Consider the following 25,300-nt stretch of genomic DNA (forward strand, 5'->3'; position numbering starts at 1 on the left):
GGTCTATTGAGTCTACGTTAGGGGTTGCGACGCAAGGCCAGTTCAGATTGATCACACTTCCAGATGCTGGGAACGATAGTCTCGCGCGGTGGATCACGTACGCGCTGAGACGACTGCGACGTTCGACCGGCTGGAGCACTTCTACGACGCGGTGCCCCGGGACTCCGCCCGGGCGGAGGAGTACGGCCCCCTCGTGCTGTTCGTCCGGGAAGGGGCGGGTTGGCCGTTCTACGCACGGCCCCGCCTGGACGCCACCGAGCCGCCCTCGCTGGCCGACGTGACCGCCGTACGGGAGCGGCAGCGCGAGCTGGGCCTGCCGGAGGCGTTCGAGTGGGTGCACGAGCGCAGCCCGGACCTGCTGGCGGTGGCCCGCTCGGCGGGGCTGGCCGTGCTGGAGGCCCCGCTGATGGTGCTCGACCCGGCCGCGCTGGCCGTCCCCGAGGAGTTCACCGACGTACCGGTGTGGCTGCTGGACCCCGACGTGCCCGGCTTCGCCGCCGACGTGGCCGCCCGCCGGGCGGTCGCCGCGGTCGGGTTCTACGCCGCCGGCACCGCCCGGGGCGAGGCCGGCCCGGCGCAGCGGGACGCCGCGGTCACCGACCTGGACATGGCGGCGCTGGAGGAGGAGCGGTCGCGCGTCGCCGACGGCCACCGGCTGTCCGCGCTCGCCGGGACGCCCGCCGAGGGTCCGCTGGCCAGCGGGATGGCGATGCGGGTCGGGGAGGTGGCCGAGATCGCCGGGGTCGCCACCCTGCCGGCGGCCCGCCGCCGGGGCCTCGGCGCGGCGGTCACCGCCGCCCTCGCCCAGGCGTTGCGCGCCGCCGGCACCGACCTGGTGTTCCTCTCCGCCGGCAGCGAGGAGATCGCCCGGGTCTACGTCCGGGTCGGCTTCCGCCGGGTCGGCACCGCCTGCATCGCGGAGCCCGCCGCGCTCATCTGAGCGCGCCCCGCCGCCCGGTTCCCCCGGTGCCCGCCACCCGACCGGGCCGGGTCAGGCCGGCCCGGCGGGTGAGCCGGTCAGGCCGGCGGGCGCCACTGGGCGGCGACGGAGGCCGCGGTCGAGAGCAGGCGAGGGCTGATGGTGCCCAGCGCGGCGTCCCGGGCCCGCAGGGCGAGCCGGCCCCGGGCCTGGAGCACCGCCGACATCCGCCGGGTCTGCCGGACCACGGTCGCCGCCCGGGGCCGGCGCAGCCGGTCGTACGTGGCGACGGCGTCTGGGAGGCGGGCCTCGCGCAGCAGCGAGGCGAGGGTGGCGGCGTCCTCGAAGGCCAGGCAGGCGCCCTGGCCCAGGTGCGGAGGCATGGCGTGGGCGGCGTCGCCCAGCAGCACCACCCCGCCCGGCCCCGCCGGGAAGCCGTAGGCCCGGGGCAGCGGGCGCAGCTCACGGATCTCCTGCTGGACCACGTCGGCCGGGTCGGTGGCGTCGAGCAGCTCGCCGATCGGGGCGGGCCAGCCGGCGTACCAGCGGCGGAGCAGCGCGAGCTGGGTCTCCGGGGACTCCGGCCGGGGCGCTCCGGCCGCGGTGGCCACCCAGTAGATGCCGCCCCGGCTCGACCCGCCGGACGAGCCGCGCTCGCCCAGCGAGGCGGCCACGAACCGGTACCCGGCGCCCAGGGTCTCCCCGCCGACCGGCTGGTCCGCCGGGAGCCGGGGCGCCCGGTACCAGGGGATGACCGCCCGCCACGCGGCGCAGCCGGAGCTGACCACCCCCGCCTCGGGGGCCAACTGCCGGCGGATCTCGCTGTCGGTGCCGTCCGCCCCGACCACCAGGTCGGCCTCGAAGCGCTGCCGGCCGTCGCCGACCGAGGGCCGCTCACCGGGCTCGGCCCGGACCGTGCGCACCGTCACGCCGGTACGCAGCTCCACCCGCTCGCCGAGGCCGGCGATCAGCGCGTCGTGCAGGTCCTCCCGGTGCACCACCACCGGCATCCGGTCGGCCGGGGTGGGGCGGGGCTGCACCAGCCAGTGCCCGTCGGGCCGGCGTATCCCGCCGTCGGGCAGCGGGGTGGCGATCGCGTCCAGGCCCGCGCCCAGGCCGAGGGCGCGCAGCGCGCGTACCCCGTTGGGCCAGAGCACGACGGCCGTCGGGTCCGGGCGGACCCGGTCGGCGCGCTCCAGGAGGGTGACCTGCCACCCGGACCGGGCGAGCGCGCCGGCGACCGCGAGGCCGCCGATCCCGGCCCCGACCACCACCGCGGTACGCATGCCGTCCCTCCCCGCTCAGCTCTCCCGGTCGGTGGCGCGCGGGCCGGTCGTGCCGGCCCGCTCGTCGCCCGCCGGCACGTCGCCCGCCTCGCGGTCGTCCGGCGCGTCGTCCCCGGTCGCCCCAGGGCCCGGAGTGTCGTCGTCGTCCACGTCCGGGTCGGGCCCGTCGGGGCCCGGAGTGTCGTCGTCGTCCACGGTCGCGTCGGGCCCGTCGGGGACCACGCCCGTGTCCCGGTACGCGTGGAACTGTTCCTCGCCCACCACCCGGTACCCCTCCGGGGCGGCCGCCTGCGCGCCGGCCTCCCGCTGGGACAGGTCGACCTGGGAGACGTCGCCGCCGGTGGCGGCCGGGGCGGGGGTGGGCCCACCGATCGGGACCAGGTATTCCCGGGGACCACGGACCCGTAGGAAGTAGATCAGCGCGCCGACGAAGACCAGGGCCGCGGTGAAGACGTTGAGCCGGACGCCGAGGATGTGGGTGGCCTCGTCGGTGCGCATCAGCTCGATCCAGAACCGGCCGGCGGTGTAGCCCATCACGTAGAGCGCGAACGCCCGCCCCTTGCCGAGGCGCAGCTTCCGGTCGAGGAAGAGAACCAGGGCGGCGACGCCGACGTTCCACAGCGCCTCGTAGAGGAAGGTCGGCTGGTACAGCCCGGGAAGCAGCACGGGCTCGCCGTCGACGACCTTCGCGTGGCCGGGGTTGCTCGGGTCCATGTCGTGCACCCGCAGCCCCCAGGGCAGGGTCGTCAGGCCGCCGTAGAGCTCGTTGTTGAACCAGTTGCCGAACCGGCCGACGGCCTGGGCCAGCGGCAGCCCCGGGGCGAGCGCGTCGGCCACCACGGTGAACGGGATGCCGAGCTGGCGGGCGGCGATCCAGGCGCCGAACGCCCCGCCGGCCACCGCGCCCCAGATGCCCAGGCCGCCCTCCCAGATGGCGAACGCCTTGAGCGGCTCGCCGCCGGCGCCGAAGTACTTCTCCGGGGAGGTGATCACGTGGTAGATCCGGGCGCCGATGATGCCGGTCGGCACCGCCCAGACGGCGATGTCGAGAACCGCGCCGGGGGCGACGCCGCGCTGGCGCAGCCGCCGCTCGGTGACCACGCAGGCCACCACGATTCCGGCGATGATGCAGAGCGCGTACGCCCGCAGCGGCAGCGGGCCGAGCTGCCAGACAGCCGTGCTGGGGCTCGGCAGGGCCGCCTGGGGAATCATCGAGGCGAGGGTCACGGGTGCACACGCTACCGCTGTGCACCACCCCAGCGGCACCCCGGTCGGGTGACCGGTGCGTCAGCGACGCGGGTTGCGCACCCCGTCGGCGAGTTCGGCGCTCAGGGTGCGCAGGGCGGCCAGGCCGGCGGCCGGGTCTGGCGCGTCGAGCACGCAGCGGACCAGCGCGCTGCCGACGATCACCCCGTCGGCGTATCCGGCGACCGTGCCGGCCTGCGCGCCGGTGCCGACGCCGAGCCCCACGCCGACCGGCAGGTCGGTGACCTCGCGCAGCCGGGAGACCAGAACGGGGGCCGCGTCGGAGGTCTGCGCCCGGGCGCCGGTGACGCCCATGACCGCCGTGGCGTAGACGAAGCCCCGGCAGTGCTCCACGGTCATCTTCAGCCGCGCGTCGGTGGACGACGGGGAGACCAGGAAGGTCCGGTCCAGCCCGTGCGCGTCCGAGGCGGCCAGCCACTCGTCGGCCTCGTCGGGGATGAGGTCCGGGGTGATCAGGCCGGTGCCGCCGGCCGCGGCCAGGTCCCGGGCGAACGCGTCGACGCCGTACTGCTCGATCGGGTTCCAGTAGGTCATCGTGACCACCGGGGCGCCGGTGGCCGCGACCGCCTCGATGATGCGCAGCGTGTCGGCGACACGGACGCCGCCCGCCAGGGCGATGTCGCTGGCCTTCTGGATCACCGGGCCGTCCATCACCGGGTCGGAGTATGGAATCTCCACCTCGATGACGTCCACCCCGGCCTCCACCATCGCCGTCATCGCGGCGATGCTGCCCTCGACGGTGGGGAAACCGGCCGGCATGCAGCCCACCAGCACGGCCCGCCCGTCGGCCCGGGCCTTGTCGAAGGCGACCCCGATGCGGCTCACGTTCTCACTGCTCCTTGTCGAGGATGCCGAAGTACTCGCCGGCGGTGTGCACGTCCTTGTCGCCCCGGCCGGAGAGGTTGATCACGATGACCGGCTCCCGGCCCAGCTCGGCGGCGAGCCCTGGGGCGATCTTCAGCGCGCCGGCGAGCGCGTGCGCGCTCTCGATCGCCGGGATGATCCCCTCGGTGCGGCAGAGCAGCTCGAACGCGGCCATCGCCTCGCGGTCGGTCACCGGCGTGTACGTCGCCCGGCCGCTGTCGTGCAGCCACGCGTGCTCCGGGCCGACGCCCGGGTAGTCCAGGCCGGCCGAGATCGAGTGCGACTCGATGGTCTGCCCGTCTTCGTTCTGGAGCACGTACGTGCGGGTGCCGTGCAGCACCCCCGCGGAGCCGCCGGTGATGCTGGCCGCGTGCCGCCCGGTCTCCATGCCCTCGCCGCCGGCCTCGAAGCCGTACAGCCGCACGCCGGGGTCGCCGACGAAGGCGTGGAAGATGCCCAGCGCGTTGGAGCCGCCGCCGACGCACGCCGCGACCGCGTCCGGCAGCGCGCCGGTCAGGTCGAGGCACTGCTGGCGGGCCTCCTCGCCGATGCCCCGGACGAAGTCCCGGACCATCTCGGGGAACGGGTGCGGGCCGGCGGCGGTGCCGATCAGGTAGTGGGTGTCGTCGACGTTGGCGACCCACTCCCGCATCGCCTCGTTCATCGCGTCCTTGAGGGTGCGCGAGCCGGTGGTGACCGGGACGACGGTGGCGCCGAGCATCCGCATCCGGGCCACGTTGAGCGCCTGCCGCCGCGTGTCGACCTCGCCCATGTAGACCACGCAGTCGAGGTCGAACAGGGCGGCGGCGGTCGCGGTGGCCACGCCGTGCTGGCCGGCGCCGGTCTCGGCGATCACCCGCCGCTTGCCCATCCGCTTGGTCAGCAGCGCCTGGCCGAGCACGTTGCGCACCTTGTGCGCCCCGGTGTGGTTGAGGTCCTCCCGCTTGAGCAGCACCCGGGCGCCGATCTTCGCGGAGAACCGCTCCGCCGGGTAGAGCAGCGAGGGGGTGCCGGCGTAGCCGCGCAGCAGCCCGTCGAACTCGGCGAGGAACGACTCGTCGCCCATCGCCTTGCGGTACGCCGCGTCCAGCTCGTCGAGCGCCGCGACGAGCGCCTCCGGGACGAACCGGCCGCCGAACCGGCCGAAGTGACCGGCGGCGTCGGGGAGCTGGCCGGTCGGGGCCGGGGCGTTGGCGCTCATCGCGGTGTCCTCTCGCTGCTGCTTGTCGCCCCGGCGCGGGTCAGCGCGCCGGGCGGGGCGTGGCCGGGTGGTTGCCGGCGTTGACCAGTCCGGCCACCGCCTCGCGGGGGCTGGACTGGGTGACCAGGCCCTCGCCGACCAGCACGGCGTCGGCGCCGGCCGAGGCGTACCGGATCAGGTCGTGCGGGCCGCGCACCCCGGACTCGGCGATCTTGACGACGCTGCTGGGCAGGCCGGGGGCGATCCGCTCGAACACCGAGCGATCGACCTCCAGCGTACGCAGGTCACGGGCGTTGACCCCGATCACCTGGGCGCCGGCCTCCATGGCCCGGTCGGCCTCCTCCTCGGTGTGCACCTCGACCAGCGCGGTCATCCCGAGGGACTCGATCCGCTCCAGCAGCCCGACCAGGGCGTTCTGCTCCAGCGCGGCGACGATCAGCAGGACCAGGTCGGCGCCGTGCGCGCGGGCCTCGTGCACCTGGTAGCTGGAGACCACGAAGTCCTTGCGGAGCACGGGGATCTTCACCGCGGCCCGGACGGCGGCCAGGTCGTCCAGCGACCCGCCGAACCAGCGCCCCTCGGTGAGCACGCTGATCGCCCGGGCGCCACCGGCCGCGTACTCCGCGGCCAGCTCGGCCGGGTCGGCGATCTCGGCCAGCTGTCCCCTGGACGGCGACGAGCGCTTCACCTCGGCGATCACGGCCACGCCGGGCCGGCGCAGGGCCGCGTACGCGTCCAGCGGCGGGGGCGCGGCGGCGGCCAGCTCGCGGATCCGCTCCAGCGGAACCTGCTCCTGCCGCCGGGCGACGTCCTCGCGGACACCGGCCAGGATCTCGTCGAGCACGCTTCCGGACGCCGCCTGACCGGCCCCGTCCCCCTCCGCGTGCGCATGGTCAGCAGTCACCAACGGACTCCCCTCTCCGGGTGTCATGGGCCGATGCTAGGTGGCGCCACCTGGGACCGGATGCCGGGGGGTATGGCGCTCCTCACGAAATGGGCTGCGGCATAATGCCCGACTTCCGGTGAACGCCGCATCACGCAGCGCCACCACGCCCGTCGATCGCGGTGACCCCGCGGCCGGCGCGCGCGCCGGTCAGCCCATCGACGGGCACCCATTTCCATTCGACCATTGTCGGCCCGCGCCCTCCCCCCGCGCATCTCGGTGAGTGCTGTGACGAAGGTCAAGGCGGAACGGCCCTGTCCAGGTCGCCGACTCCGGGGGAGAGTTGACGTGCCGGTGACCGGGGCGAAACGTGAGCCGGGCATCGTCCTTCTCGGGCAGACTCGATCACGCGCCTGCTCGGGGCGTCGGGTGGCGCGGCGACGCGCAGCCCGAAACCGTCGGAACGATCTCGTGCGGGGTGACCATGAGCAACACCGAGCCCAACCCGGCCATCGGGCTGACCACCATCTCCCGTACCGTCGCGTCGCTCGCCGCCGGGGTGGTGCACACCCTGGAGCGCGCCGTGGTGGGGGACGGCCGGGTCCGTACCGCGCGCGGCAACGCCTGGGAGGCGGTCTGCGCCGACCGGGCCCGCGCCGACCAGCGCGCCGAGCTGGACCGCCTGGTGGCCGAGCTGGTCGCCACCCGGGCCGCCGCCCGCGAGCGCCAGCCGGTCGGCTGACCGCCCGTCAACCGGCCGTCGGGTCCTCGCCGCGGTCCAGCGCGTCCCACGCCTCGGTGGTGCGCCGCCCGGTCACCGGTCCGGCCGCCGCCGGCCCCGGCTCGGTGGCGGCCCGCCGGGCCGGTCGCTCGTAGCGGGCCCCCATCGCCGGCCAGCCCGCGCCGCGCAGTGCGGTGAGCGCCCCGCCGGCGCCGGCGAGCAGCCCGCCGGCCAGGCACAGCGCCGGCCACTGCCGGCTGACCTCGCCGTCGAACGCGGCGACCAGGCCGTACCCGCCGCCGGCCGCCACGGCCGCGCCGAGCGCCAGCAGCAGCGCGCCGATCAGCCGGCGCAACGCCCCCCGGGTGGCCAGCACCGCGCCGCCGCCGGCCAGCCCGACCACGGCCAGCGCCGACAGCCAGGGCAGCAGCACCGCCCCGGTGCGCGCCTCGCGCATTGGCGGCAGCGGCGTGGGCCGGACGGTCAGCTCGACCGACCAGGTCCGGGTCGACGCCCACAGCGCCAGGCCCGCCCCGGCCAGGCAGAGCAGCACCGCGTACGTCATCTCGCGCCGGCGCCGCGCGGCCGGCGCGCCCGCCCCGCCGGCGCCCGCTGCGGTTGTCGGGCCAGGTACCGGGCCGGTCACCGCGCCGGCCGGAGGGTCTCGGCGGCGGCGATGGCGGCCAGCACGGCGGCGGCCTTGTTCCGGGTCTCCTGGTCCTCGGCGGCCGGGTCGGAGTCGGCCACCACCCCGGCGCCTGCCTGCACGTACGCCCGGCCGTCGCGGATCAGCGCGGTGCGGATGGCGATCGCCATGTCCAGGTCCCCGCCGAAGTCGAAGTACCCGACGGTGCCGCCGTACAGGCCGCGCCGGACCGGTTCCAACTCCTCGATGATCTCCATGGCCCGAACCTTCGGCGCACCGGACAGGGTGCCGGCGGGGAAGGTCGCCGCGAGCGCGTCGAAGGCCGTCCGGTCCTCCCGCAGGGTGCCGACCACGGTCGAGACGATGTGCATGACGTGGCTGTACCGCTCGATGGTGGCGAACTCGGACACCTCGACGGTGCCCGGCCGGCAGACCCGGCCCAGGTCGTTGCGGCCCAGGTCGACCAGCATCACGTGCTCGGAGCGCTCCTTCGGGTCGGCGAGCAGCTCGGCGGCGAGCCGGGCGTCCTCCTCCGGGTCGTCGCCGCGCGGGCGGGTGCCGGCGATCGGGTGCAGCAGCGCCCGGCGCTGCCCGTCCGGGCCGGCGCTCACCTTCAGGTGCGCCTCCGGCGACGAGCCGACGACGTCGAAGCCGTCGAAGCGCAGCAGGTACATGTAGGGGCTGGGGTTCGTGGTGCGCAGCACCCGGTACACGTCGAGCGGGTCGGCGTGGGTCGGCCGCTCGAAGCGCTGGGCGAGCACGATCTGGAAGCACTCGCCAGCCCGGATCGCCTCCTTGGCCGCATCGACGGCCTTCGGGTAGCCGCCCTCCTCGGTGCGGCTGACCACGTCGCCGACCGCCGGCCGGTCGACCGTGGAAATCATCGGCGGGATGGGCCGGGACAGCGCGGTGGTCATCGCGTCCAGCCGTCCCACCGCGTGGTGGTACGCGGCGGAGACCAGGGCGTCGCGGTCCGGCTCGTCCGGCGGCGGGAGCACCGCGTTGGCGATCAGGATCGCCGAGCCGTCGTAGTGGTCGAGGACAACCATGTCGGTGGCGAGCATCATGCCCAGCTCGGGCACGCCGAGGTCGTCCTCGGTCAGCTCGGGCAGCCGCTCGAAGCGGCGGATCAGGTCGTACCCCAGGTAGCCGACCATGCCGCCGGTGAGCGGCGGCATGCCGCTGGCCGGGTCCCAGGCCGGGCCGGCCAGGGCGTCGACCGTCTCGCGCAGCACCCGGACCGGGTCGCCCCCGGTGGGCAGCCCAGCGGGCGGCTGGCCGGTCCAGTACGCGGTCCCGTCCCGCTCGGTGAGCGTCGCGCCGCTGCGCACCCCGATGAACGAGTACCGCGACCAGGCCGATCCGGCCGGGCCGGCGCCCTGCTCGGCGGACTCCAGCAGGAACGTGCCCGGCCCGCCGGCCAGCTTCCGGTACACCCCGACCGGGGTCTCCGCGTCGGCGAGCAGCCGGCGGGTGACCGGGACGACCCGCCAGCGGGCCGCCAGGTCGGCGAAGGTGACCCGGTCCGGGCTGACGGAGCCGTCGGTCATGAGGGGTCTCCCGGGGTGGAGGTGACCGGAAGCTCCGTGAAGAAGCAGGTCCGCTCGCCGGTGTGGCAGGCCGCGCCCACCTGCTCGACGCTGACCAGCAGCGCGTCGCCGTCGCAGTCGAGGGCGACGGAGCGGACGTGCTGGTGGTGGCCGGAGGTGGCGCCCTTGACCCAGTACTCCTGCCGGCTGCGCGACCAGTAGGTGGCCCGGCCGGTGGTGAGGGTGCGGTGCAGCGCCTCGTCGTCCATCCAGGCGACCATCAGCACCTCGCCCGTGTCGTGCTGGCGGACCACGGCGGCCACGAGGCCGTCGGGGTTGCGGCGCAGCCGGGCGGCGACGGCCGGGTCGAGCCGGGACGGGCCGGTCGGCGCACCGGCCGCCGACGGGTTCGCAGGGGCGTTGGCGCCGGTCGGCGGCGCGTCAGGTACGGGCACAGTGACCAATTGTCCCGCACGCGGCGCGGGCACCGGCGACGGCTCCCGCCGCGGCCGTGGTACGGCCGCCGCGACACCGGTGAGCTGGGCGAGATAGCGGTCCAGCCGCCCGTCGACGAGGGCGTCGGCCAGGTCCGCGCCGGCCACCGCGGCGATCTCGTCGGCGTACGGGCGGACCAGCGGGACGGTGCCGGTGACCAGCCGCCCGGCGGCGGCCAGGAGCTGCCCGGTGGAGCCGGGTCGCCCGCCGAGACAGAGCAGCATGTCGTCGCGGTACCCGGGCGGGGCGACCGGCAGGTCGAGGGCGGCGGTGAACGCGGCCCGCCGGGACACCACCCGCACCGTCGGGTTGGCCAGCCGGAGCACGGACGGGCAGAGCCGGGCCAGGTCGGCGGCGGCGAGCCGGACGCCGAGGTGGTCCTCCCGGGCCCCGGCCCCGGCGACCTTACCGAGAGTGGCGATCAGTTCCTCCAGCCGCGGCTCGTCGGCGGGCTGGCAGAGCACCGTCAGGTCGATCCGGTCGCGCCAGTGCTCCTCGGCCCACAGCAGTCGGGTGGGCGTGGTGACCGGCAACCCGAACGCCCAGTCGGCCGGCTGGGCCAGCCGGACCAGCCAGGAGCGGACGTCCCGGACCGCCACCGAGACGTGGGTCAGCCGACCGCCGGATTCGGCGAGGTAGGCGCGGCGGGCGGCGTACGGGGCGTTGATCGGCGGGCCGGCCGGCCGGGGCGGCCTCCCGTCGGTGACGAGCACGTCGATGTCGACGTCGCTGTGCGCCGTGGCGGCCCTTCGGGCGTGGCTTCCGCGCAGCAGGATGCCGACGACGGGCCGCTCGGCCGCCTGCCGCAGCCGCGCGACCCAGTCGTCGAGGAACCCACTCTCAGGTGACGCAGCGTGACCCACCGCGCCATCGTGCCGTACGCCCGTTCGGGGCGCAATGCCCGATGCCGGACCGGCTGTCCGGATCCGAAGGCTAGTGCCCGGTCCGAAGGCTAGTGCCCGGTCGTTCTCATTCCTGCCTCGGGGCACCTTTCGCCGGCCACGAAGTCAACCCCGTTGTGCGCGGGGGGCAGTTCATCTAGCGTTGATTTCATTGGGTGATGAAATCCGGAGGTGACGATGGACCACGCGATCGCGGTCCGCGACCTGGTCGTGGAGCGTGGCCGGCGGCCGGTGCTGCACGGCGTGAGCTGCGCGGTGCCGCGCGGCTCGGTGACCGGGCTGCTCGGGCCAAGCGGCAGCGGCAAGACCACCCTGATGCGGGCCGTCGTCGGCGTGCAGACCGTCCGCTCCGGCTCGGTGACCGTGCTCGGCCGCCCGGCCGGCTCGGCGCCGCTGCGCAGCCGGGTCGGCTACCTGACCCAGGCGCCCAGCGTGTACGCCGACCTCACCGTCCGGGAGAACGCCCGCTACTTCGCCGTCCTGCAGGGCCGGGGCCGGGCCGAGGCGGACCGGGCGGTGGCCGACGTCGGGCTGGCGGAGGCCGCCGGGCAGCTCGTCGGCACCCTCTCCGGCGGCCAGCGCAGCCGGGCGTCGCTGGCCTGCGCCCTGGTCGGCGAGCCGGAGCTGATCGTCCTCGACGAGCCGACCGTCGGGCAGGACCCGGTGCTGCGCGCCGACCTGTGGGCCCGGTTCCACGCCCTCGCCGCAGCCGGGACGACCCTGCTGGTGTCCAGCCACGTGATGGACGAGGCGGCCCGCTGCGACCGGCTGCTGCTGATCCGCGAGGGCCGGCTGATCGCCGACGACACCCCCGACGCGGTCCGCGCCGCCGCCGGGGTCGACGACCTCGACGAGGCGTTCCTGCGCCTGATCAGGGCCGGCGGCACGGCCGGGGTCGCGGCCGACAGCACTGGCCGCTCGACCGGCCCGGACGGGGGCGCGTCGTGAACCCGCGCATCCTGGCCGCCACCACCGGGCGCATCCTGCGTCAGCTCCGGCACGACCGGCGCACCGTCGCCCTGCTCGTGGTGGTGCCGGCACTGCTGCTCGCCCTCGTCTACTTCATGTACGCCGACCAGCCCACCCCGCCGGGCCGGCCGAGCATGTTCGACCGGGTGGCGCTGGTGCTGCTCGGCGTCTTCCCGTTCGTGATCATGTTCCTGGTGACCAGCATCGCGATGCTGCGCGAGCGCACCTCCGGCACCTTGGAGCGGCTGCTCACCACCCCGCTCGGCCGGCTCGACCTGCTGTTCGGCTACGGCATCGCGTTCGGCGTCGCCGCCGCCGGGCAGGCCTCGATCGCCGCGGCCGTGGCGTACCGGGTCTTCGGGCTGACCACCGCCGGCAGCAGCGCCCTGGTGATCGGAATCGCGGTGCTCAACGCGATGCTCGGGGTGGCCCTCGGGCTGTTCTGCAGCGCGTTCGCCCGCACCGAGTTCCAAGCCGTGCAGTTCATGCCGGTCGTGGTGATCCCCCAACTGCTGCTCTGCGGGCTCTTCGTCGCCCGCGACGAGATGGCCGGCTGGCTCCAGGCGGTCAGCTACGCCCTCCCGCTGTCGTACGCGGTCGAGGCGTTGCAGGAGGTCGGCGCGCACGCCGACCCGACCGGCACGATGTGGCGGGACCTCGGGGTGGTGGCCGGCGCGGTGGTGCTGGCGCTGGTGCTGGCCGCGGCCACCCTGCGCCGGCGCAGCGGCTGAGCCGCCGGGGCGCGGACGGCACGACGACGGACGAGCGAAGGGCGACGATGGCGCGGCGGACCGGTCGGCGACCCGGCAACCCGGACACCCGGGAGGCGATCCTCGACGCGGCCCGCACCGCGTTCGCGGAGCGGGGGTTCGACGCGACCTCGATCCGGTCGATCGCCGGGGCGGCGGGGGTGGACCCGGCGCTGGTGCACCACTACTTCGGCGGCAAGGACCGGCTCTTCCTGGCCGCGATGGACGCCCCGCTCGACCCCGGCGAGCTGCTCCCCCGGATGCTCGGCGGGGACGCCGACGGAGTCGGCGAGCGGCTGGTCCGCACCTTCCTGGAGGTCTGGGACTCCCCGGCGGGCGCCGCCGCCGTGGCCCTGCTTCGATCCGGGATGAGCAACGAGTGGACCGCCCGGCTGCTGCGCGAGTTCCTGGTCACGCAGGTGCTGCGCCGGGTCCTGGACCACCTCGACGTCGCCCCGGCTGAGCGGCCGCTGCGGGGGTCGCTGGTGGCCACCCAGATGATCGGGCTGGCCATGATGCGGCACGTGATCCGGCTGGAGCCGGTCGCCTCCGCACCGGCGGAGACCCTGGTCGCCGCGATCGCCCCCACGGTCCAGCGGTACCTACGCGGCGACCTCTCGTAGGGCCCCGGTCGACGCCTCCGGCGGGGCCGGTCCCCCGCTCACGCCGGGCGGGGACGCCTGCGGCGCGGGCGCGGCGAGCACGGGCGCAGGCCGGTCAGAGCGGGCGGTCGGAGCGGGGTGACTCGGCGTGCCGGCAGTACACGGGGTGCAGCAGCCGGGCCAGCTCGCCGTGGTCGGCCACCGGCTGCGGGAAGGCCAACCGGGCCCGCCGCCGCGCGCCGCCAGAGCCGAAGGAGACCACGAGGCCGTACCGGTCGACCCGCACCACCCGGGGCGGGTCGACCCGGGCCGCGTCGACTAGGCCGAGCTGCCGCCGGACGTACGCCGTCATCTCCCGGCCGTGGTGCACGGTGAACTCGGCCAGCAGCTCCGCCTCCACCGGGTGCAGCGGATCCGGCTCGGCCTCCGCGTACGCCAGCGGGTCGATCCGGAGCAGTCCGTCGGGGCGCTCCAGGCGGGCCTCGGCCACCTCGAAGCGGTGCAGCCGGAACCGGGTGCCGACGTCGAGCAGGTCGCCCGTCGGGTCCACCTCGGCGTAGTCCAGCGCGGCGTGGCGGGCGGCCTCGCCGTGCAGCGCGGCCGCCCAGCCGGAGACCCAGGCCCGGCCCAGCGACGGGGCGCCGGCCGCCGGCGGCAGGTCCAGCACGTCGAGCGCCACGGCGACGTCGTCGCCCGGCGGCAGCGCCGCCGCGAGGTCGCTGTGCACCGGCACGAGCAGCAGCACCCGGCCCTCGGCGTCGGTGACGTGCCGGACGTGGAACGGGCCGGGCCGCTGGGCGAGGTAGGCCAGGCCCGGCAGCCGGCCGGCGGCCAGGGTCCGGACGATCTCGGCGGGACTGGGCCGCAGGGCGGTGCTGGGGCGCATGACCCACCTCCGAAGGTTAGGCTTACCTAAGTGGCACGGTAGACCACCCGCGCCTCCCACGTCCACCGCCTTGCCGATTCCGGCCGGTCCACCCGGTCAGCGGGTCTGCTCCAGCCAGGAGGCGTAGAGCAGCCCGTAGACCGAGTCCGGCTCGCGGACCAACTCGTCGTGCGGGCCGCGCTGCACGATCCGGCCCCGATCCACCACGATCACCTCGTCCGCGGCCTGCGCCGTGGAGAGCCGGTGCGCGATCGCGAGGGTGGTCCGCCCCCGGGTCACCGCGTCCAGGGCGCGCTGCAGGCGGACCTCGGTGGCCGGGTCGACCGCGCTGGTCGCCTCGTCCAGCACCAGCAGGTCCGGGTCGGCGACGTACGCCCGCGCCAGCGCGACGAGCTGCCGCTCCCCCACGCTCAACGCCTCGCCGCGCTCGCCGACCTGGGTGTCCAACCCGGCGGGCAGCCCGTCCAGCCAGTCCGCCAGCCCCAACTCGGTGAAGGCCGCCGTCAGCTCGGCGTCGGTCAGCTCCGGCCGGGCGAACCGGACGTTCTCCCCGACGGTGGCGTCGAAGAGGAAGCCGTCCTGCGGGACCATCACCACCCGCGTGCGCAACGAGGCGAACCGGACCTGCCGCAGCGGCACCCCGGACAGCAGCACCTCGCCGCCGGTCGGGTCCATCAGCCGGGTGAGCAGCTTGGCGAAGGTGGTCTTGCCGCTGCCCGTCTCACCCACCACGGCCACCCGGCTCTTCGCCGGGATCTCCAGGCTGACGTCGTGCAGCACCGGCGGGCCACCCGGGTAGGCGAAACCCACCCCGGCGAAGCGGATGTCCAGCGGGCCGGACGGCAGCTCCCGCCCCCGCTCGGCCGGGTCGGCCACGTCCGGGACGGCGTCCAGCACGTCGAGCACCCGCCGCCAGCCGGCGATCGCGTTCTGCGCCTCGTTGAGCACCTCGGTGGCGATCTGCACCGGCTGGATGAACAACGTCACCAGGAACAGGAACGCCGTGAGCTGACCGACCGACAGGGTGCCGTCCACCCCGAGGGTGACCCCGAGGACGACGACGCCGGCCAGCGCCAGCCCGGCCGCCAGCTCCCCCACCGAGCTGCCCAGAATGCTGATCCGGATCGCCCGCTGCTGAGCCTGCCGCTGCCCCTCGATCGCCACGTCCAGCCGACGGGCCGTCCGCCCCGCGATCCCGTACGCCCGGATGACCGGCGCCCCCACCACGCTCTCGGCGATCGTCCCGAGCAGCGTCCCCATCCGCTGCCGGACCACCCCGTACGCCCCGGCGAGGCGGCGCTGCAACAGCCGGATCACCAGCAGCGCCGGCGCGAACGCGGCAAGCACCACCAGGGTGAGCTGCCACGAGTACGCCAGCATCACCACCGTGGTCACCGCGAGCTGACCGAGGTTGACGATCAGGATCACCCCGCCCCACTGGAGGAACTGGGTGATCTGGTCGACGTCGCTGGTCACCCGGGAGACCAGGGAGCCGCGCCGCTCGGACTGCTGGTGCAGCATCGACAGGTCGTGCACGTGCCGGAACGCCCGGGTGCGCACGTTGGCCAGGGCGGTCTCGCTGACCGTGAACAGCCGCCGCATCATCAGGTACCCGCAGGTGGTGGTCACCACCAGCACGGCGACGGCGACCGCCACCACCGTCCACACCACCGCCAGGTCGAGCCCACCGACGATGCCCTTGTCGATGCCCTGCTGCACGGCCACCGGCACGGCCACCCGGCCGACCATGTAGACCAACGCCAGGGCGAGCGTGCCGGCCAGGCCGGCGCGCAGCTCCGGGGAGAGGGCCAACCCCCGCCGCAGGGTCTGCCAGGTGCTCTCAGCCGGCTCTGCCGGCTGCCGCTCGGCCTCCTTCACGCTCACCGGTACCGCCCTCCGTTCGCGACTGCGGGGCTCGCAACCTCACTCCTCGCACTCACCGGTCTACCTCGATCTCCAGGCCCGAAGCCAACGGCGTGATCTCGTCGGGCGTGCGCTGCGGCTGGGGGTCGGTCTCGGCCTGCTCGTAGGCGGTGACCAGATCGACATAGCCGGCGACGGTGGCGAGCAGGTCGGCGTGGGTGCCCCGGGCGAGCACCCGGCCTTGCTCCAGGTAGATCACCTCGTCGGCGAGCGCGATGGTGGCCCGCCGGTACGCCACCACCAGGATCGAGGCGGCCGGCCCCCCGGCGGTCGGGGCGCGCAGCCCGGCCAGGATGGCCGCCTCCACCCGGGGGTCCACCGCGCTGGTGGCGTCGTCGAGGACCAGCAGCCGGGGTCGCCCGGCCAGCGCCCGGGCCAGGGTGAGCCGCTGCCGCTGCCCGCCGGAGAGCGAGGTGCCCCGCTCGCCGACCATCGTGTCCAGCCCGTCGGGCAGCGCGGCGACGAAGCCGTCCGCCTCGGCCAGTCGCAGGGCCACCCAGACGTCCTCGTCGGCGATGCCGGGCCGGTCCAGGGTGATGTTGGCCCGGACCGTGTCGTCGAAGACGAACGGCACCTGGGCCACCAGCGCGGCGGCGCCCGCCAGCGACCCGGCGGTGAGCCGGCGGACGTCCACCCCGTCGAGGCGGATCGCGCCCGTGTGCGGGTCGACCAGCCGCACCGCCAGCGCGGCGATCGTCGACTTCCCGGAGCCGGTCGGCCCGACCAGGGCCACGGTCTTCCCAGCCGGCACGGTGAAGGAGACCTCGCCGAGCACCTCGACGCCGGGCAGGTCCGCCTCGGCCGGCTCGTACGCGAAGCCGACGTCGGCGAAGGTCAGGGTGGCCGGGGCGGGGTCGGCCGGGTCGAGCGCGACGTCCCCGTACCGCATCTCGCCGGTGGCGTCGAGCACCCGGCGCACCCGGTCCCAGCCGGCGACGCTGCGCGGCAGCTCGGCCAGGACCCAGCCGATGGCCCGCACCGGGAACGCCAGGACGGTGAACAGGAAGGCCACGCTGACCAGCTCGGTGACCGTGATGGCGCCCTGCCGGAGCCGGAACGCGCCGACCACCAGCACGGCGAGGGTGCCGAGACTGGGCAGGGTCTCCAGCAGCGGGTCGAACACGCCGCGCAGCCGGCCGACGGCGATCAGCGCGTCGCGCAGCTCGCCGGCCCGGGCGGAGAACCGGGCGGTCTCCTGGGCCTCGCGGCCCATCGTCTTGACCACCAGGGCGCCGTCGAAGCTCTCGTGGGCGATCCCGCTGACCTCCGCGCGCAGCCGCTGGGCGCGGGCCTGGCGGGGGGCCATCCAGCGGGAGTAGATCACGTTGAGGGCGAACAGCGCCGGGAACACGGCCAGCCCGACCAGGGCCAGCGCCCAGTCGGTGACGAAGAGCGAGGCGACCGCGCCCACGAGCATCACCAGCGTGCCGACCGCGAACGGCAGCGGGGCGATCGGGTACCAGGCCGCCTCGACGTCGGAGTTGGCGTTGGACAGCAGGGTGCCGGTGGCGTTGCGCTGGTGCCAGGACAGCGGCAGGTCCAGGTAGCGGCGGGTGACCCGGCGACGGTACGCGGCCTGGAGCCGGAACTGCATGTAGCCGGCGCCGAGCCGGCGGCCGAAGATGCCGACCACCCGCAGCACGCTGATGCCGAACAGGGCCCCGGCGGCGAGGGCGATGGCCGCCACGCCCACCGATCCGCGCTCGACCGCCGGCACCACCACGTCGCCGACCACCGCGCCGACGATGTACGCGCTGGCGATGACCAGCCCGCCGAACAGCACGCTGCCGGTCACCGCGACCGCGAAGATCCGGGGCTGTTCCCGGATCGCCCGGCCGAGCACGGACAGCCCTCTGCCGAGCACGTCCCGACTTGTCCTGCTGGTCACGCTCTCCCCCGCCGTAAGCCACAATTATCCCCCTCATCCTTACCGGTCCGGTCCACCTCGCCGTTCCCGACCGGGTATGTCGGTGATCACGTCTCGACCGTCGACGGCGCCGCAGCGCCGGCCCCGCCGAACCGGCCTACGATCGGGCGATGACGCGGTACGCCCGGTCGGAGCGCGAAGCGCTCGCCGACCTCATGCTGAGCCTGGGTCCGGACGCACCGACGATCAACGAGGGCTGGTCCGTCCGCGATCTCGCCGCCCACCTGATCGCCCGGGAACGCCGGCCGGACGCCGCCGTCGGGATCATGCTGTCGCCGCTGCGCGGGTACGGCGAGGGGGTCGTGGCCCGGATCGCCGCCCGGCCGTTCCCCGAGCTGGTCGGCCAGGTCCGCCGCCCACCGGTGTGGAGCCCGGTGAGCAATCCGCTCACCGACGAGCTGGTCAACACCGTGGAGTTCTACATCCACCACGAGGACGTCCGCCGGGCCCGGCCCGGGTGGCGGCCGAGGGACCTGCCGGCCGGGCTGCACGCCGTGCTGTGGCGCCGGGCCACGCTGCTGGGCCGGCTGGCGCTGCGCCGCTTCCCGGCCGACCTGCTGGTGCAGGCGCCCGGGCACGGCGAACAGTCGGCGGGGCGGGGCGGGCAGCGGGGCCGGCTGGTCGGCCCGCCGGGCGAACTGGTGCTGTTCCTGACCGGCCGGCAGCGGGTGGCCCGGGTGCAGGTGGACGGGCCCGCGGAGCTGGCCGAGCGGCTGAGGTCCGCCAAGCTGGGCATCTGACGGCCGCGCTTCTCCCGTCACATACGGGTGTGAACCGGTCGTGGCCGAATTATGAATGTCGATCGATTCTGACGTACCCTCGTCCGGCCGTCGCCCCATTCCGGGGCGGCCACATCCGGAAGGGGCGACATGCGAAGCTTCGCGGTCTCGGCCCTGGACGAACCGCCGTTCCCCCCGCGCCGGCACGCCGAGACCGACCTGGCCGCCGAGGCGAGCCTGGTCTGGGCGCAGGAACTCGGCCTGATCACCAACGGACACCGGCTGGTCCGGCTGCGGGGGGCGGCCGCCGCCGAGCTGGCCGGGCGCACCTGCCCGGACGCGGCCGGCGAACGGCTGCGCCTGCTCACCGACCTGGTCACCTGGCTGTTCGTGGTGGACGACGCGTGCGACGAGGACGGCCTCGGCGCCGCCCCCACCCGGCTGGCCCCGGCCGTCGCCGACCTGCTCGACGTGCTCGACCGGCACGGCGCACCGGGGAACGCGGGCGGCGACCCGATCGGCAGCGCCCTGGACGACCTGTGCCGACGGACCCGGGCCCAGGGCTCCCCCGGGCTGCTGATGCGCTTCGTCGGCCAGGTGCGCGACTACCTGCTGGCCCTGCTCTGGGAGGCGACGAACCGGGAGCGCCGGCGCACCCCCGGGGTGGCGGAGTACGTCCAGCTACGCCGGCACACCGGCGCCGTGCACCCCGCGTTCACCCTGACCGACCTGGCGTACGACGCCCCGCCAACGGCGGCGCGCCGGGTCGAGCCGGCGCTGGTCGACGTCGAGGCCCTCGCCGCGGACCTGGTCTGCTGGTGCAACGACCTCTTCTCGTACGGCAAGGAGAACGAGTCGGGTCCGGACGCGCACAACCTGGTCAGCGCCATCGCGGCCGAGACCGGCCGGGACGAGCCGGCGGCGCTGCGCGCCGCCGCCGACCGGTTCAACCACACCCTCGCGGTGTACGCCGAGCGGGAGGCGACCCTGCTCGCCGCCGACCCGACGGCACGCCCGTTCCTGGCCGCCCGGAGCAACTGGGTACGGGCCACCTACGACTGGTCCACCCGCGCCGCCCGGTACGCCTGATCCCGCGCCCCGGGGCCCCGGGGAATCGCCAGGGCTAGCCGACGCACGGGTGCAGGCAATACCCTTCGGTAACCGCAGAATGACGTGACCCCCGTCACGCCTCCACCCCTGAAGGCGGCTACAGCGATGGCTCTCGATGTACCGTACCGTTCCATCCCCGACATGTTCCTCAAGCGTGTCGCGGCGACCCCCGACAACCACGCCTTCGCCCACCCCGCCCCCGATGACTCCGGGCCGATCTGGCTGACCTGGGAGCAGGTCGGCCACCGGGCCAAGGCGGTCGCGGCCGGGCTGCACGGGCTCGGTGTCGGCCAGGAGGACCCGGTGGCGATCCTGGCGAACACCCGGCTCGACTGGGTCATCGCCGACTTCGGCATCATGTGCGCCGGCGGCGCCACCACCACCGTCTACCCGACCACCGAGCCCGAGGAGGCGGCGTACATCGTCGCCGACTCCGGCTCCCGGGTGCTGTTCGCCGAGAACCCGGCCCAGGCCGCGAAGATCGCCGGCACGGAGCTGCCGGCGCTGACCCACGTGGTGCTCTTCGACGGCGTGGCCGATCCCGCGGCGGCCGTGCCCCAGCTCACCCTGGCCGAGCTGGAGGAGCAGGGCACCCGGGCGCTCGCCGCCGAGCCGGGGCTGATCGAGCGGCTGGTGGCCGGGATCGGGCCGGACCACCTGGCCACCCTGATCTACACCTCGGGCACCACCGGCCGACCCAAGGGCGTCGAGCTGCTGCACGGCGGCTGGTGCTGGGAGGGGGTGGCGCAGGACGAGGTCGGGCTGCTGCGCGACGACGACCTGCAGTACCTGTGGCTCCCGCTGTCCCACTCGTTCGGCAAGACCCTGCTCTGCGGGGCCACCCACGTCGGCCTGCCGACCTACGTCGACGGCCGGGTGGAGAAACTGGTCGACCTGCTCGGGGTCATCCGGCCGACGCTGATGTGCGGGGCGCCCCGGGTGTTCGAGAAGATCTACAACAAGGTGGTAACCACCGCCCGGGCCGGCGGCGGCGCCCAGGCGAAGATCTTCGCCTGGGGAGTCGGGGTCGGCCAGGCGAAGGTGGCCATCGAGCAGGCCGGCCGGCCGGTGCCGGCCGGGCTGAGGCTGAAGTACGCGCTGGCCGAGAAGCTGGTGTTCAGCAAGCTCCAGGCCCGCCTCGGCGGGCGGATCCGGGTGCTGGTCTCCGGCGCCGCGCCGCTGAGCAAGGAGATCGCCAGCTTCTTCGCCGCCGCCAACCTGCCCATCTCCGAGGGGTACGGCCTCACCGAGACCAGCGCCGGCAACTTCGTCAACCCGCCGGACGGGCTGCGGATCGGCACCGTGGGCCGGGCGATGGGCGACCTGGAGTGCCGGATCGACACCGACGGGGAGATCCTGGTCCGGGGCCGCCCGGTGATGCGCGGCTACCACAACCTGCCCGAGGACACCGCCGCCGCGTTCACCGACGACGGGTTCTTCCGCACCGGGGACATCGGCAGCCTCGACGAGGACGGCTACCTGCGTATCACCGACCGGAAGAAGGACCTGGTCAAGACCTCCGGCGGGAAGTACATCGCGCCGTCGCACATCGAGGGCATGTTCAAGGCGCTCTGCCCGTACACCTCGCAGGCGATCGTGATCGGCCAGGCCCGCAACTACTGCACCATGCTGGTCAGCCTTGACCCGGACGCGATCGCCGGCTGGGCGGCCGGCGGCCCCCTGGAGGGCCGCGGGTACGCCGAGATCGTCGCCTCCGACGAGGCCCGGCTCATGGTCGAGGAGTACGTCGCCCAGCTCAACGCCAAGCTCAACCGCTGGGAGACGATCAAGAAGGTCGCCGTTCTTCCCCGGGACCTGACCATCGAGCACGGCGAGATGACCCCGTCGCTGAAGATCAAGCGTCGGGGCGTGGAGGGCAACTTCGCGGCCGAGATCGAGAAGATGTACGCCGGCACGCTCGCCGAGCTCTGACCGCGGTTCCGCCGGCGGCCGTGTCCCCCCGTCCCGGGGCACGGCCGCCGTCGTCTCACAGGTGCTCACCCCGCCACCGGCTCTCCTCGATCTCGGCTGCCCGCTGTTCCTCCAGCGCGAGCTGCCGTACCCGATTCCGGCGGCGCCGCCCGCCCAGCGTCTCCCCGACGGTGACGGAGACGCAGACCAGGGCCAGCAACACCAGCGCCTGCAGCTCCGGCAACCGGACGGCCACCGGGGCGAGCACGGCCAGCAGCGCCACCTCGACCAGCAGTGGCCAGCGGAGCACCCGGAGCGCCACCATTCCGCAGCCGACAAGGCTGAGCAGGTAGAGGGCGACCCCGCCGTAGAGGATGAGGATCCAGAACGGCCCCAGCGGATCCCCCCAGGCCGGAGTCTCAGGGTCCGCCGCCTCGGCGAGCACGCCCTTGATCCCGAGGGCGAAGAAGATCACCCCGGCGATGATCGGCAGGTGCAGGTAGGTGTACGCGTCGCGGGCCAGCCGGGCCCGGGCCGCCGGGTCGCGGGCCCGGTGCAGCGCCTGCTCGACGGCGAGGGCCAGGGTGTCGAAGTAAGCCCACCACAGCGTCGATGCCACCGCGATGCCGGTCACGGCGGCGACCACCACCGGCCAGGTCAGCGGCAGCCCGTTGACGAACCCCGGGCCGAGCCCGAGCGCGAGGATCGACTCGCCGAGCGCGATCAGGACCATGAGGGCGTGCCGCTCCGCCCAGTGCCCGGCGGACACCACCGCCCAGTACGTGCCGCCGAGCGCCACCCCCACGCCGTACTCGACGAGGAGCGCGACGGTCCACAGCACCAGCTGCACGGTCGTCGCCGTGCCCCCATCGGCGATCCGCAGCACCATCGCGGAGACGACGAGCAGGGCGGTCGCGACCACCGGCAGCAGGGCGAGCAGCCCCAACCGCCGCAGCCGCTCCCGGTCTCCCCGGGCCAACCAGCCGAGGACGGCGAGCTGCGACGCGCGGACCGCGAAGTAGCAGGCGGCGAAGACCAGCGGGCCGTTCAGCCCGCCCGGCTGATCCAGGAACGCCCCCGGCATGCTCAGCGCGAGCAGGAAGGTGGCGGCGATGGTGATGAACCCGATCAGCGGCAGGATTCCCTGGTCGGCGCGGACGTAGTTGGCCAGCCCGGCGAACCCGGTCCAGCACCACCAGAGCAGCCCCAGCACCAGCAGGCAGCGGTACAGCTTGGTGGCGGAGGGCTCGCTCGAGGTCAGCGCGGTCACGTTGAGGAAGGCGAAGACGAAGACGAGGTCGTAGAAGAGTTCCAGCCGGGTGGTCCGGGAGCCGGGCGCACCGGGGCGGACCCGCTGGGACCAGACCCCGTTGCCCACTTCGCCAGTCTGTCAAGTGACGTCCCCGCCCCGCCCCGGATCACCGACATCACGGTGTCGGGTGACGGCGCGGCCAGGCCGGGACGTCGTCCGGGCGGCGGCACGCCGCTCAGGCGATGACGGCCGGCTCCCGCCAGTGCGTCCGGCCGCCGCGGTCCAGGTCGTACCGGACTGCGGCGAGCCGCCCCACGGCCTCGACGAGGTCCGCGGCGGGCAGGGTGAACGGCAGCCGCAGGAACCGCTCCAGCGTCCCGTCCAGGCCGAACCGGGGGCCGGGGGCCAGCCGCACGCCGACCTCCTCGGCGGCCCGGGCGAGCGCGCTGGAGATCGGCCCGTCCAGCTCGGCCCAGAGCGTCACCCCGCCGCGCGGGACGGTGACCCGCCAGTCGGGCAGCCGTTGCGCGAGCGCGGCGGTCAGCGCGTCGCGCTGGGCGGCGAGCTGCACCCGCCGGGCGGCCACGATGGTCGGCGCGTCGGCCAGCAGGTGGACCGCGACGAGTTGGTCCAGCACCGGGCCGGCCATGTCCACCCCGACCCGGGCGGCGGCCAGCCGCTGCACCTGGGGGGCGGAGGCGCGCACCCAGCCGATGCGCAGGCCGCCCCAGTACGGCTTGCTCATCCCGCCGATGGAGATCACCCGGGAGTGCCGGTCGAAGGTGGCGACCGGCGGCGGCAGCGGGGTGCCGTCCAGCGGCAGGTCCACGAACGACTCGTCGATGACCAGGTCGGTGCCGGCGGCGTGGGCCGCGCCGACCACCCGCTCGCGCAGCTCGGTGGGCATCAGGTGCCCGGTCGGGTTCTGGAACTCCGGGATCAGGTACGCCAGCTTCGGCCGCCCCTGGCGCAGGCTGCCCAGCAGCAGGTCGGCGTCCCACCCGGCGCCGTCGGTGGCCAGCCCGTGGGTGGTGATCCGGGCCCGCCGGGCGGACAGCGCGGCGAGGGCGTTCGGGTAGGTCGGCGACTCGACCAGCACGCTGCCGCCGGGGGCCAGGGCCAGCCGCAGCACCAGGTCCAGCGCGTGCTGGGTGCCGCTGGTGACCATGATCTGGTCGGGCGAGGTGGGCAGGCCCCGGTCGGTGTACCCGGCGGCCACGGCCTCGCGCAGCTCGATGATGCCGGTCGGGTGGTAGCCGGCGCCGCCCAGGTACCGGGGCAGGTCCTCGGCGGCGGCGCGGGCGGCGGGCATCAGCTCAGCCGGGGCGGCCAGCGCGGCCACCCCGAGGTCGATCATGTCCCGGTCGTCCTGCGGGGTCCACAGCCCGGTGCTGGCGACCCGGTGGGTGCCCGGGAGCATGGTCCAGCTCCCCGCGCCCCGCCGGCTGGCCAGGTGGCCGGTCTCCCGCAACAACCGGTACGCGGCGGTGACCGTGGTCCGGCTGATCCGCAGCGCCTCGGCCAGCTCCCGCTCGGCGGGCAGGCGCACCCCCAGGGGCAGGCGGCCGTCGGCGAGCAGCCCCCGGACGGCGGCGGCGAGCGCCGCGTAGTCCGGGCTGCGGCGACGACCCGGTAGGGCGTGCCACTGCCCGAGCAGTCGGGCCAATTGGGTGCCACGCACCTGACTCGTCATGGCCACCCTCCCGATATTGGCTCCTTATGCCGCGCCAATTGGACCCTAGGGTGGCATGCATGGCACCGATTGGCAATCTCCGGCAGCGGCCGGTCCGGCGGCTGACCCAGCTCTACGCGGGCCTGGTCCTCTACGGCGTCAGCATGGCGCTGATGATCCGCTCCGGGCTCGGCCTCGATCCCTGGGACGTGTTCCACCAGGGGCTTTCCCGGCACACCGGGCTGTCGTTCGGCACCGTCACCATCGCGGTCGGCGTGCTGGTGCTGCTGCTGTGGATCCCGCTGCGGCAGCGTCCCGGCCTGGGCACGGTGAGCAACGTGCTGGTGATCGGGCTGGTGGTGGACGCCACCCTGGCCCTGCTGCCCGGCGGCGGCCCGCTCGCGGCGCGGGCGGCGCTGCTGGTCGCCGGGATCGTCGCCAACGGCGCCGCCACCGCCCTCTACCTCGGCGCGCGGCTCGGCCCGGGCCCCCGCGACGGCCTGATGACCGGGTACGTGGCCCGCCGGCCCGGACGGTCCGTCCGGCTGGTGCGCACCGTCATCGAGGTCACCGTGCTGATCCTGGGCTGGCTGCTCGGCGGCACCGTCGGCGTCGGCACAGTCGCCTACGCGCTCACCATCGGGCCGCTTGCCCAGTTCTTCCTGCCCGTCTTCATGGTGGCTCTGCCGTCCCGGGAGCCCGCCGTGACGGAGCCCGCCGGTCCGGAGCCGGGCGGTCGGATCGCGGCCGGGCCGGAGCCGGGCGGCCATAATGTGGTCGAAGCACCGGCGACGGACTGCGTTCAACCGCGCTGAGCTGCGGAAATGCCGCGCCGGGAAAAGTGGGTGTTTCCTTGCTCGGCGGCGCA

Annotated in this window: 22 protein-coding genes and 1 pseudogene; 9 read left to right on the forward strand and 14 right to left on the reverse strand. The window is 74.9% G+C overall.

Annotated elements, in window-relative coordinates; all coding sequences use genetic code 11:
• The first annotated feature begins 88 nt into the window (after positions 1 to 88).
• The gene (locus OG617_RS04475; protein ID WP_405098921.1) at positions 89 to 940 is read left to right on the forward strand and encodes a GNAT family N-acetyltransferase; all 852 of its coding nucleotides are present in this window, start codon (positions 89 to 91) and stop codon (positions 938 to 940) included.
• Between the two features lie 77 nt (positions 941 to 1,017).
• Here OG617_RS04475 and OG617_RS04480 read toward each other — a convergent pair whose 3' ends face one another.
• The 5 genes from OG617_RS04480 to trpC are packed head-to-tail and all read right to left on the reverse strand — an operon-like array spanning position 1,018 to position 6,380.
• Positions 1,018 to 2,205, reverse strand: a complete 1,188-nt coding sequence (locus OG617_RS04480; RefSeq protein ID WP_405098923.1) for an FAD-dependent oxidoreductase — start codon at positions 2,203 to 2,205, stop codon at positions 1,018 to 1,020.
• 15 nt (positions 2,206 to 2,220) lie between these two features.
• Positions 2,221 to 3,432 carry a prolipoprotein diacylglyceryl transferase gene (gene lgt, locus OG617_RS04485; RefSeq protein ID WP_405098925.1) on the reverse strand — a complete coding sequence of 404 codons (1,212 nt, stop codon included), beginning with the start codon at positions 3,430 to 3,432 and terminating at the stop codon, positions 2,221 to 2,223.
• Between the two features lie 60 nt (positions 3,433 to 3,492).
• Positions 3,493 to 4,296 (reverse strand): tryptophan synthase subunit alpha, encoded by an 804-nt coding sequence (gene trpA / locus OG617_RS04490; protein ID WP_405098927.1) that lies wholly within the window; start codon positions 4,294 to 4,296, stop codon positions 3,493 to 3,495.
• 4 nt (positions 4,297 to 4,300) lie between these two features.
• Positions 4,301 to 5,536 carry a tryptophan synthase subunit beta gene (trpB, locus tag OG617_RS04495; RefSeq protein WP_405098929.1) on the reverse strand — a complete coding sequence of 412 codons (1,236 nt, stop codon included), beginning with the start codon at positions 5,534 to 5,536 and terminating at the stop codon, positions 4,301 to 4,303.
• Positions 5,537 to 5,576: 40 nt separating this feature from the next.
• On the reverse strand, positions 5,577 to 6,380 hold the full coding sequence (gene trpC, locus OG617_RS04500; protein ID WP_405104103.1) for an indole-3-glycerol phosphate synthase TrpC: 804 nt from the start codon (positions 6,378 to 6,380) through the stop codon (positions 5,577 to 5,579).
• A gap of 523 nt (positions 6,381 to 6,903) precedes the next feature.
• On the opposite strand from trpC, the gene OG617_RS04505 reads away from it, so the two are divergent.
• Positions 6,904 to 7,161 (forward strand): hypothetical protein, encoded by a 258-nt coding sequence (locus OG617_RS04505; protein WP_396682983.1) that lies wholly within the window; start codon positions 6,904 to 6,906, stop codon positions 7,159 to 7,161.
• Positions 7,162 to 7,168: 7 nt separating this feature from the next.
• Here the strand turns inward: OG617_RS04505 and OG617_RS04510 are convergent, their stop codons facing one another.
• The 4 genes and pseudogenes from OG617_RS04510 to OG617_RS04525 form a co-directional block, all read right to left on the reverse strand.
• Positions 7,169 to 7,705 carry a Trp biosynthesis-associated membrane protein gene (locus OG617_RS04510; protein WP_405098931.1) on the reverse strand — a complete coding sequence of 179 codons (537 nt, stop codon included), beginning with the start codon at positions 7,703 to 7,705 and terminating at the stop codon, positions 7,169 to 7,171.
• Between the two features lie 77 nt (positions 7,706 to 7,782).
• Positions 7,783 to 9,336 (reverse strand): anthranilate synthase component I, encoded by a 1,554-nt coding sequence (locus OG617_RS04515; RefSeq protein WP_405098933.1) that lies wholly within the window; start codon positions 9,334 to 9,336, stop codon positions 7,783 to 7,785.
• Complete coding sequence (gene hisI, locus OG617_RS04520) at positions 9,333 to 9,770, reverse strand: phosphoribosyl-AMP cyclohydrolase (protein WP_396683044.1); 438 nt, start codon at positions 9,768 to 9,770, stop codon at positions 9,333 to 9,335. Before hisI ends, OG617_RS04515 begins: the two co-directional genes overlap by 4 nt.
• 180 nt (positions 9,771 to 9,950) lie before the next feature.
• A pseudogene (locus OG617_RS04525) lies at positions 9,951 to 10,799 on the reverse strand (hypothetical protein); the annotation flags it as partial.
• A 90-nt stretch (positions 10,800 to 10,889) separates the two neighbouring features.
• Here OG617_RS04525 and OG617_RS04530 point away from each other — a divergent pair.
• The 3 genes from OG617_RS04530 to OG617_RS04540 are packed head-to-tail and all read left to right on the forward strand — an operon-like array spanning position 10,890 to position 13,053.
• Positions 10,890 to 11,660 carry an ABC transporter ATP-binding protein gene (locus tag OG617_RS04530; protein ID WP_405104104.1) on the forward strand — a complete coding sequence of 257 codons (771 nt, stop codon included), beginning with the start codon at positions 10,890 to 10,892 and terminating at the stop codon, positions 11,658 to 11,660.
• Positions 11,657 to 12,412, forward strand: a complete 756-nt coding sequence (locus tag OG617_RS04535) for an ABC transporter permease (protein WP_405098935.1) — start codon at positions 11,657 to 11,659, stop codon at positions 12,410 to 12,412. The genes OG617_RS04530 and OG617_RS04535 overlap by 4 nt, the downstream gene beginning before the upstream one ends.
• Before the next feature lie 47 nt (positions 12,413 to 12,459).
• On the forward strand, positions 12,460 to 13,053 hold the full coding sequence (locus OG617_RS04540) for a TetR family transcriptional regulator (protein ID WP_405098937.1): 594 nt from the start codon (positions 12,460 to 12,462) through the stop codon (positions 13,051 to 13,053).
• A gap of 94 nt (positions 13,054 to 13,147) precedes the next feature.
• Here the strand turns inward: OG617_RS04540 and OG617_RS04545 are convergent, their stop codons facing one another.
• From OG617_RS04545 to OG617_RS04555, 3 genes are all read right to left on the reverse strand, one after another.
• Positions 13,148 to 13,900: a DUF2470 domain-containing protein gene (locus OG617_RS04545; RefSeq protein WP_405104105.1), complete on the reverse strand. Its 753-nt coding sequence runs from the start codon at positions 13,898 to 13,900 to the stop codon at positions 13,148 to 13,150.
• 114 nt (positions 13,901 to 14,014) lie between these two features.
• On the reverse strand, positions 14,015 to 15,802 hold the full coding sequence (locus OG617_RS04550; RefSeq protein ID WP_405098939.1) for an ABC transporter ATP-binding protein: 1,788 nt from the start codon (positions 15,800 to 15,802) through the stop codon (positions 14,015 to 14,017).
• Positions 15,803 to 15,854: 52 nt separating this feature from the next.
• Positions 15,855 to 17,729 (reverse strand): ABC transporter ATP-binding protein, encoded by a 1,875-nt coding sequence (locus OG617_RS04555; protein ID WP_405098941.1) that lies wholly within the window; start codon positions 17,727 to 17,729, stop codon positions 15,855 to 15,857.
• A gap of 149 nt (positions 17,730 to 17,878) precedes the next feature.
• On the opposite strand from OG617_RS04555, the gene OG617_RS04560 reads away from it, so the two are divergent.
• The 3 genes from OG617_RS04560 to OG617_RS04570 all read left to right on the forward strand — a co-directional run bounded on the left by OG617_RS04560 (position 17,879) and on the right by OG617_RS04570 (position 21,529).
• Positions 17,879 to 18,508 carry a TIGR03085 family metal-binding protein gene (locus tag OG617_RS04560; protein ID WP_405098943.1) on the forward strand — a complete coding sequence of 210 codons (630 nt, stop codon included), beginning with the start codon at positions 17,879 to 17,881 and terminating at the stop codon, positions 18,506 to 18,508.
• Between the two features lie 129 nt (positions 18,509 to 18,637).
• Positions 18,638 to 19,576, forward strand: a complete 939-nt coding sequence (locus OG617_RS04565; RefSeq protein ID WP_405098945.1) for a terpene synthase family protein — start codon at positions 18,638 to 18,640, stop codon at positions 19,574 to 19,576.
• Between the two features lie 126 nt (positions 19,577 to 19,702).
• The gene (locus OG617_RS04570; protein WP_405098947.1) at positions 19,703 to 21,529 is read left to right on the forward strand and encodes an AMP-dependent synthetase/ligase; all 1,827 of its coding nucleotides are present in this window, start codon (positions 19,703 to 19,705) and stop codon (positions 21,527 to 21,529) included.
• A 55-nt stretch (positions 21,530 to 21,584) separates the two neighbouring features.
• On the opposite strand, the gene OG617_RS04575 is transcribed toward OG617_RS04570, so the two are convergent.
• Both OG617_RS04575 and OG617_RS04580 read right to left on the reverse strand, forming a co-directional pair.
• Positions 21,585 to 22,886 carry a low temperature requirement protein A gene (locus OG617_RS04575; RefSeq protein ID WP_405098949.1) on the reverse strand — a complete coding sequence of 434 codons (1,302 nt, stop codon included), beginning with the start codon at positions 22,884 to 22,886 and terminating at the stop codon, positions 21,585 to 21,587.
• 109 nt (positions 22,887 to 22,995) lie between these two features.
• Positions 22,996 to 24,453, reverse strand: coding sequence for a PLP-dependent aminotransferase family protein (locus OG617_RS04580; protein ID WP_405098951.1), 1,458 nt, complete (start codon positions 24,451 to 24,453; stop codon positions 22,996 to 22,998).
• 59 nt (positions 24,454 to 24,512) lie between these two features.
• On the opposite strand from OG617_RS04580, the gene OG617_RS04585 reads away from it, so the two are divergent.
• A complete protein-coding gene (locus OG617_RS04585; RefSeq protein ID WP_405098953.1) occupies positions 24,513 to 25,247 on the forward strand; it encodes a YitT family protein in 735 nt (244 codons plus the stop codon).
• The last annotated feature ends 53 nt before the right edge of the window (positions 25,248 to 25,300 follow it).

Source organism: Micromonospora sp. NBC_01412 (genome assembly GCF_045040215.1).
GTDB classification, from domain to species: Bacteria; Actinomycetota; Actinomycetes; order Mycobacteriales; family Micromonosporaceae; genus Micromonospora; species Micromonospora rubida.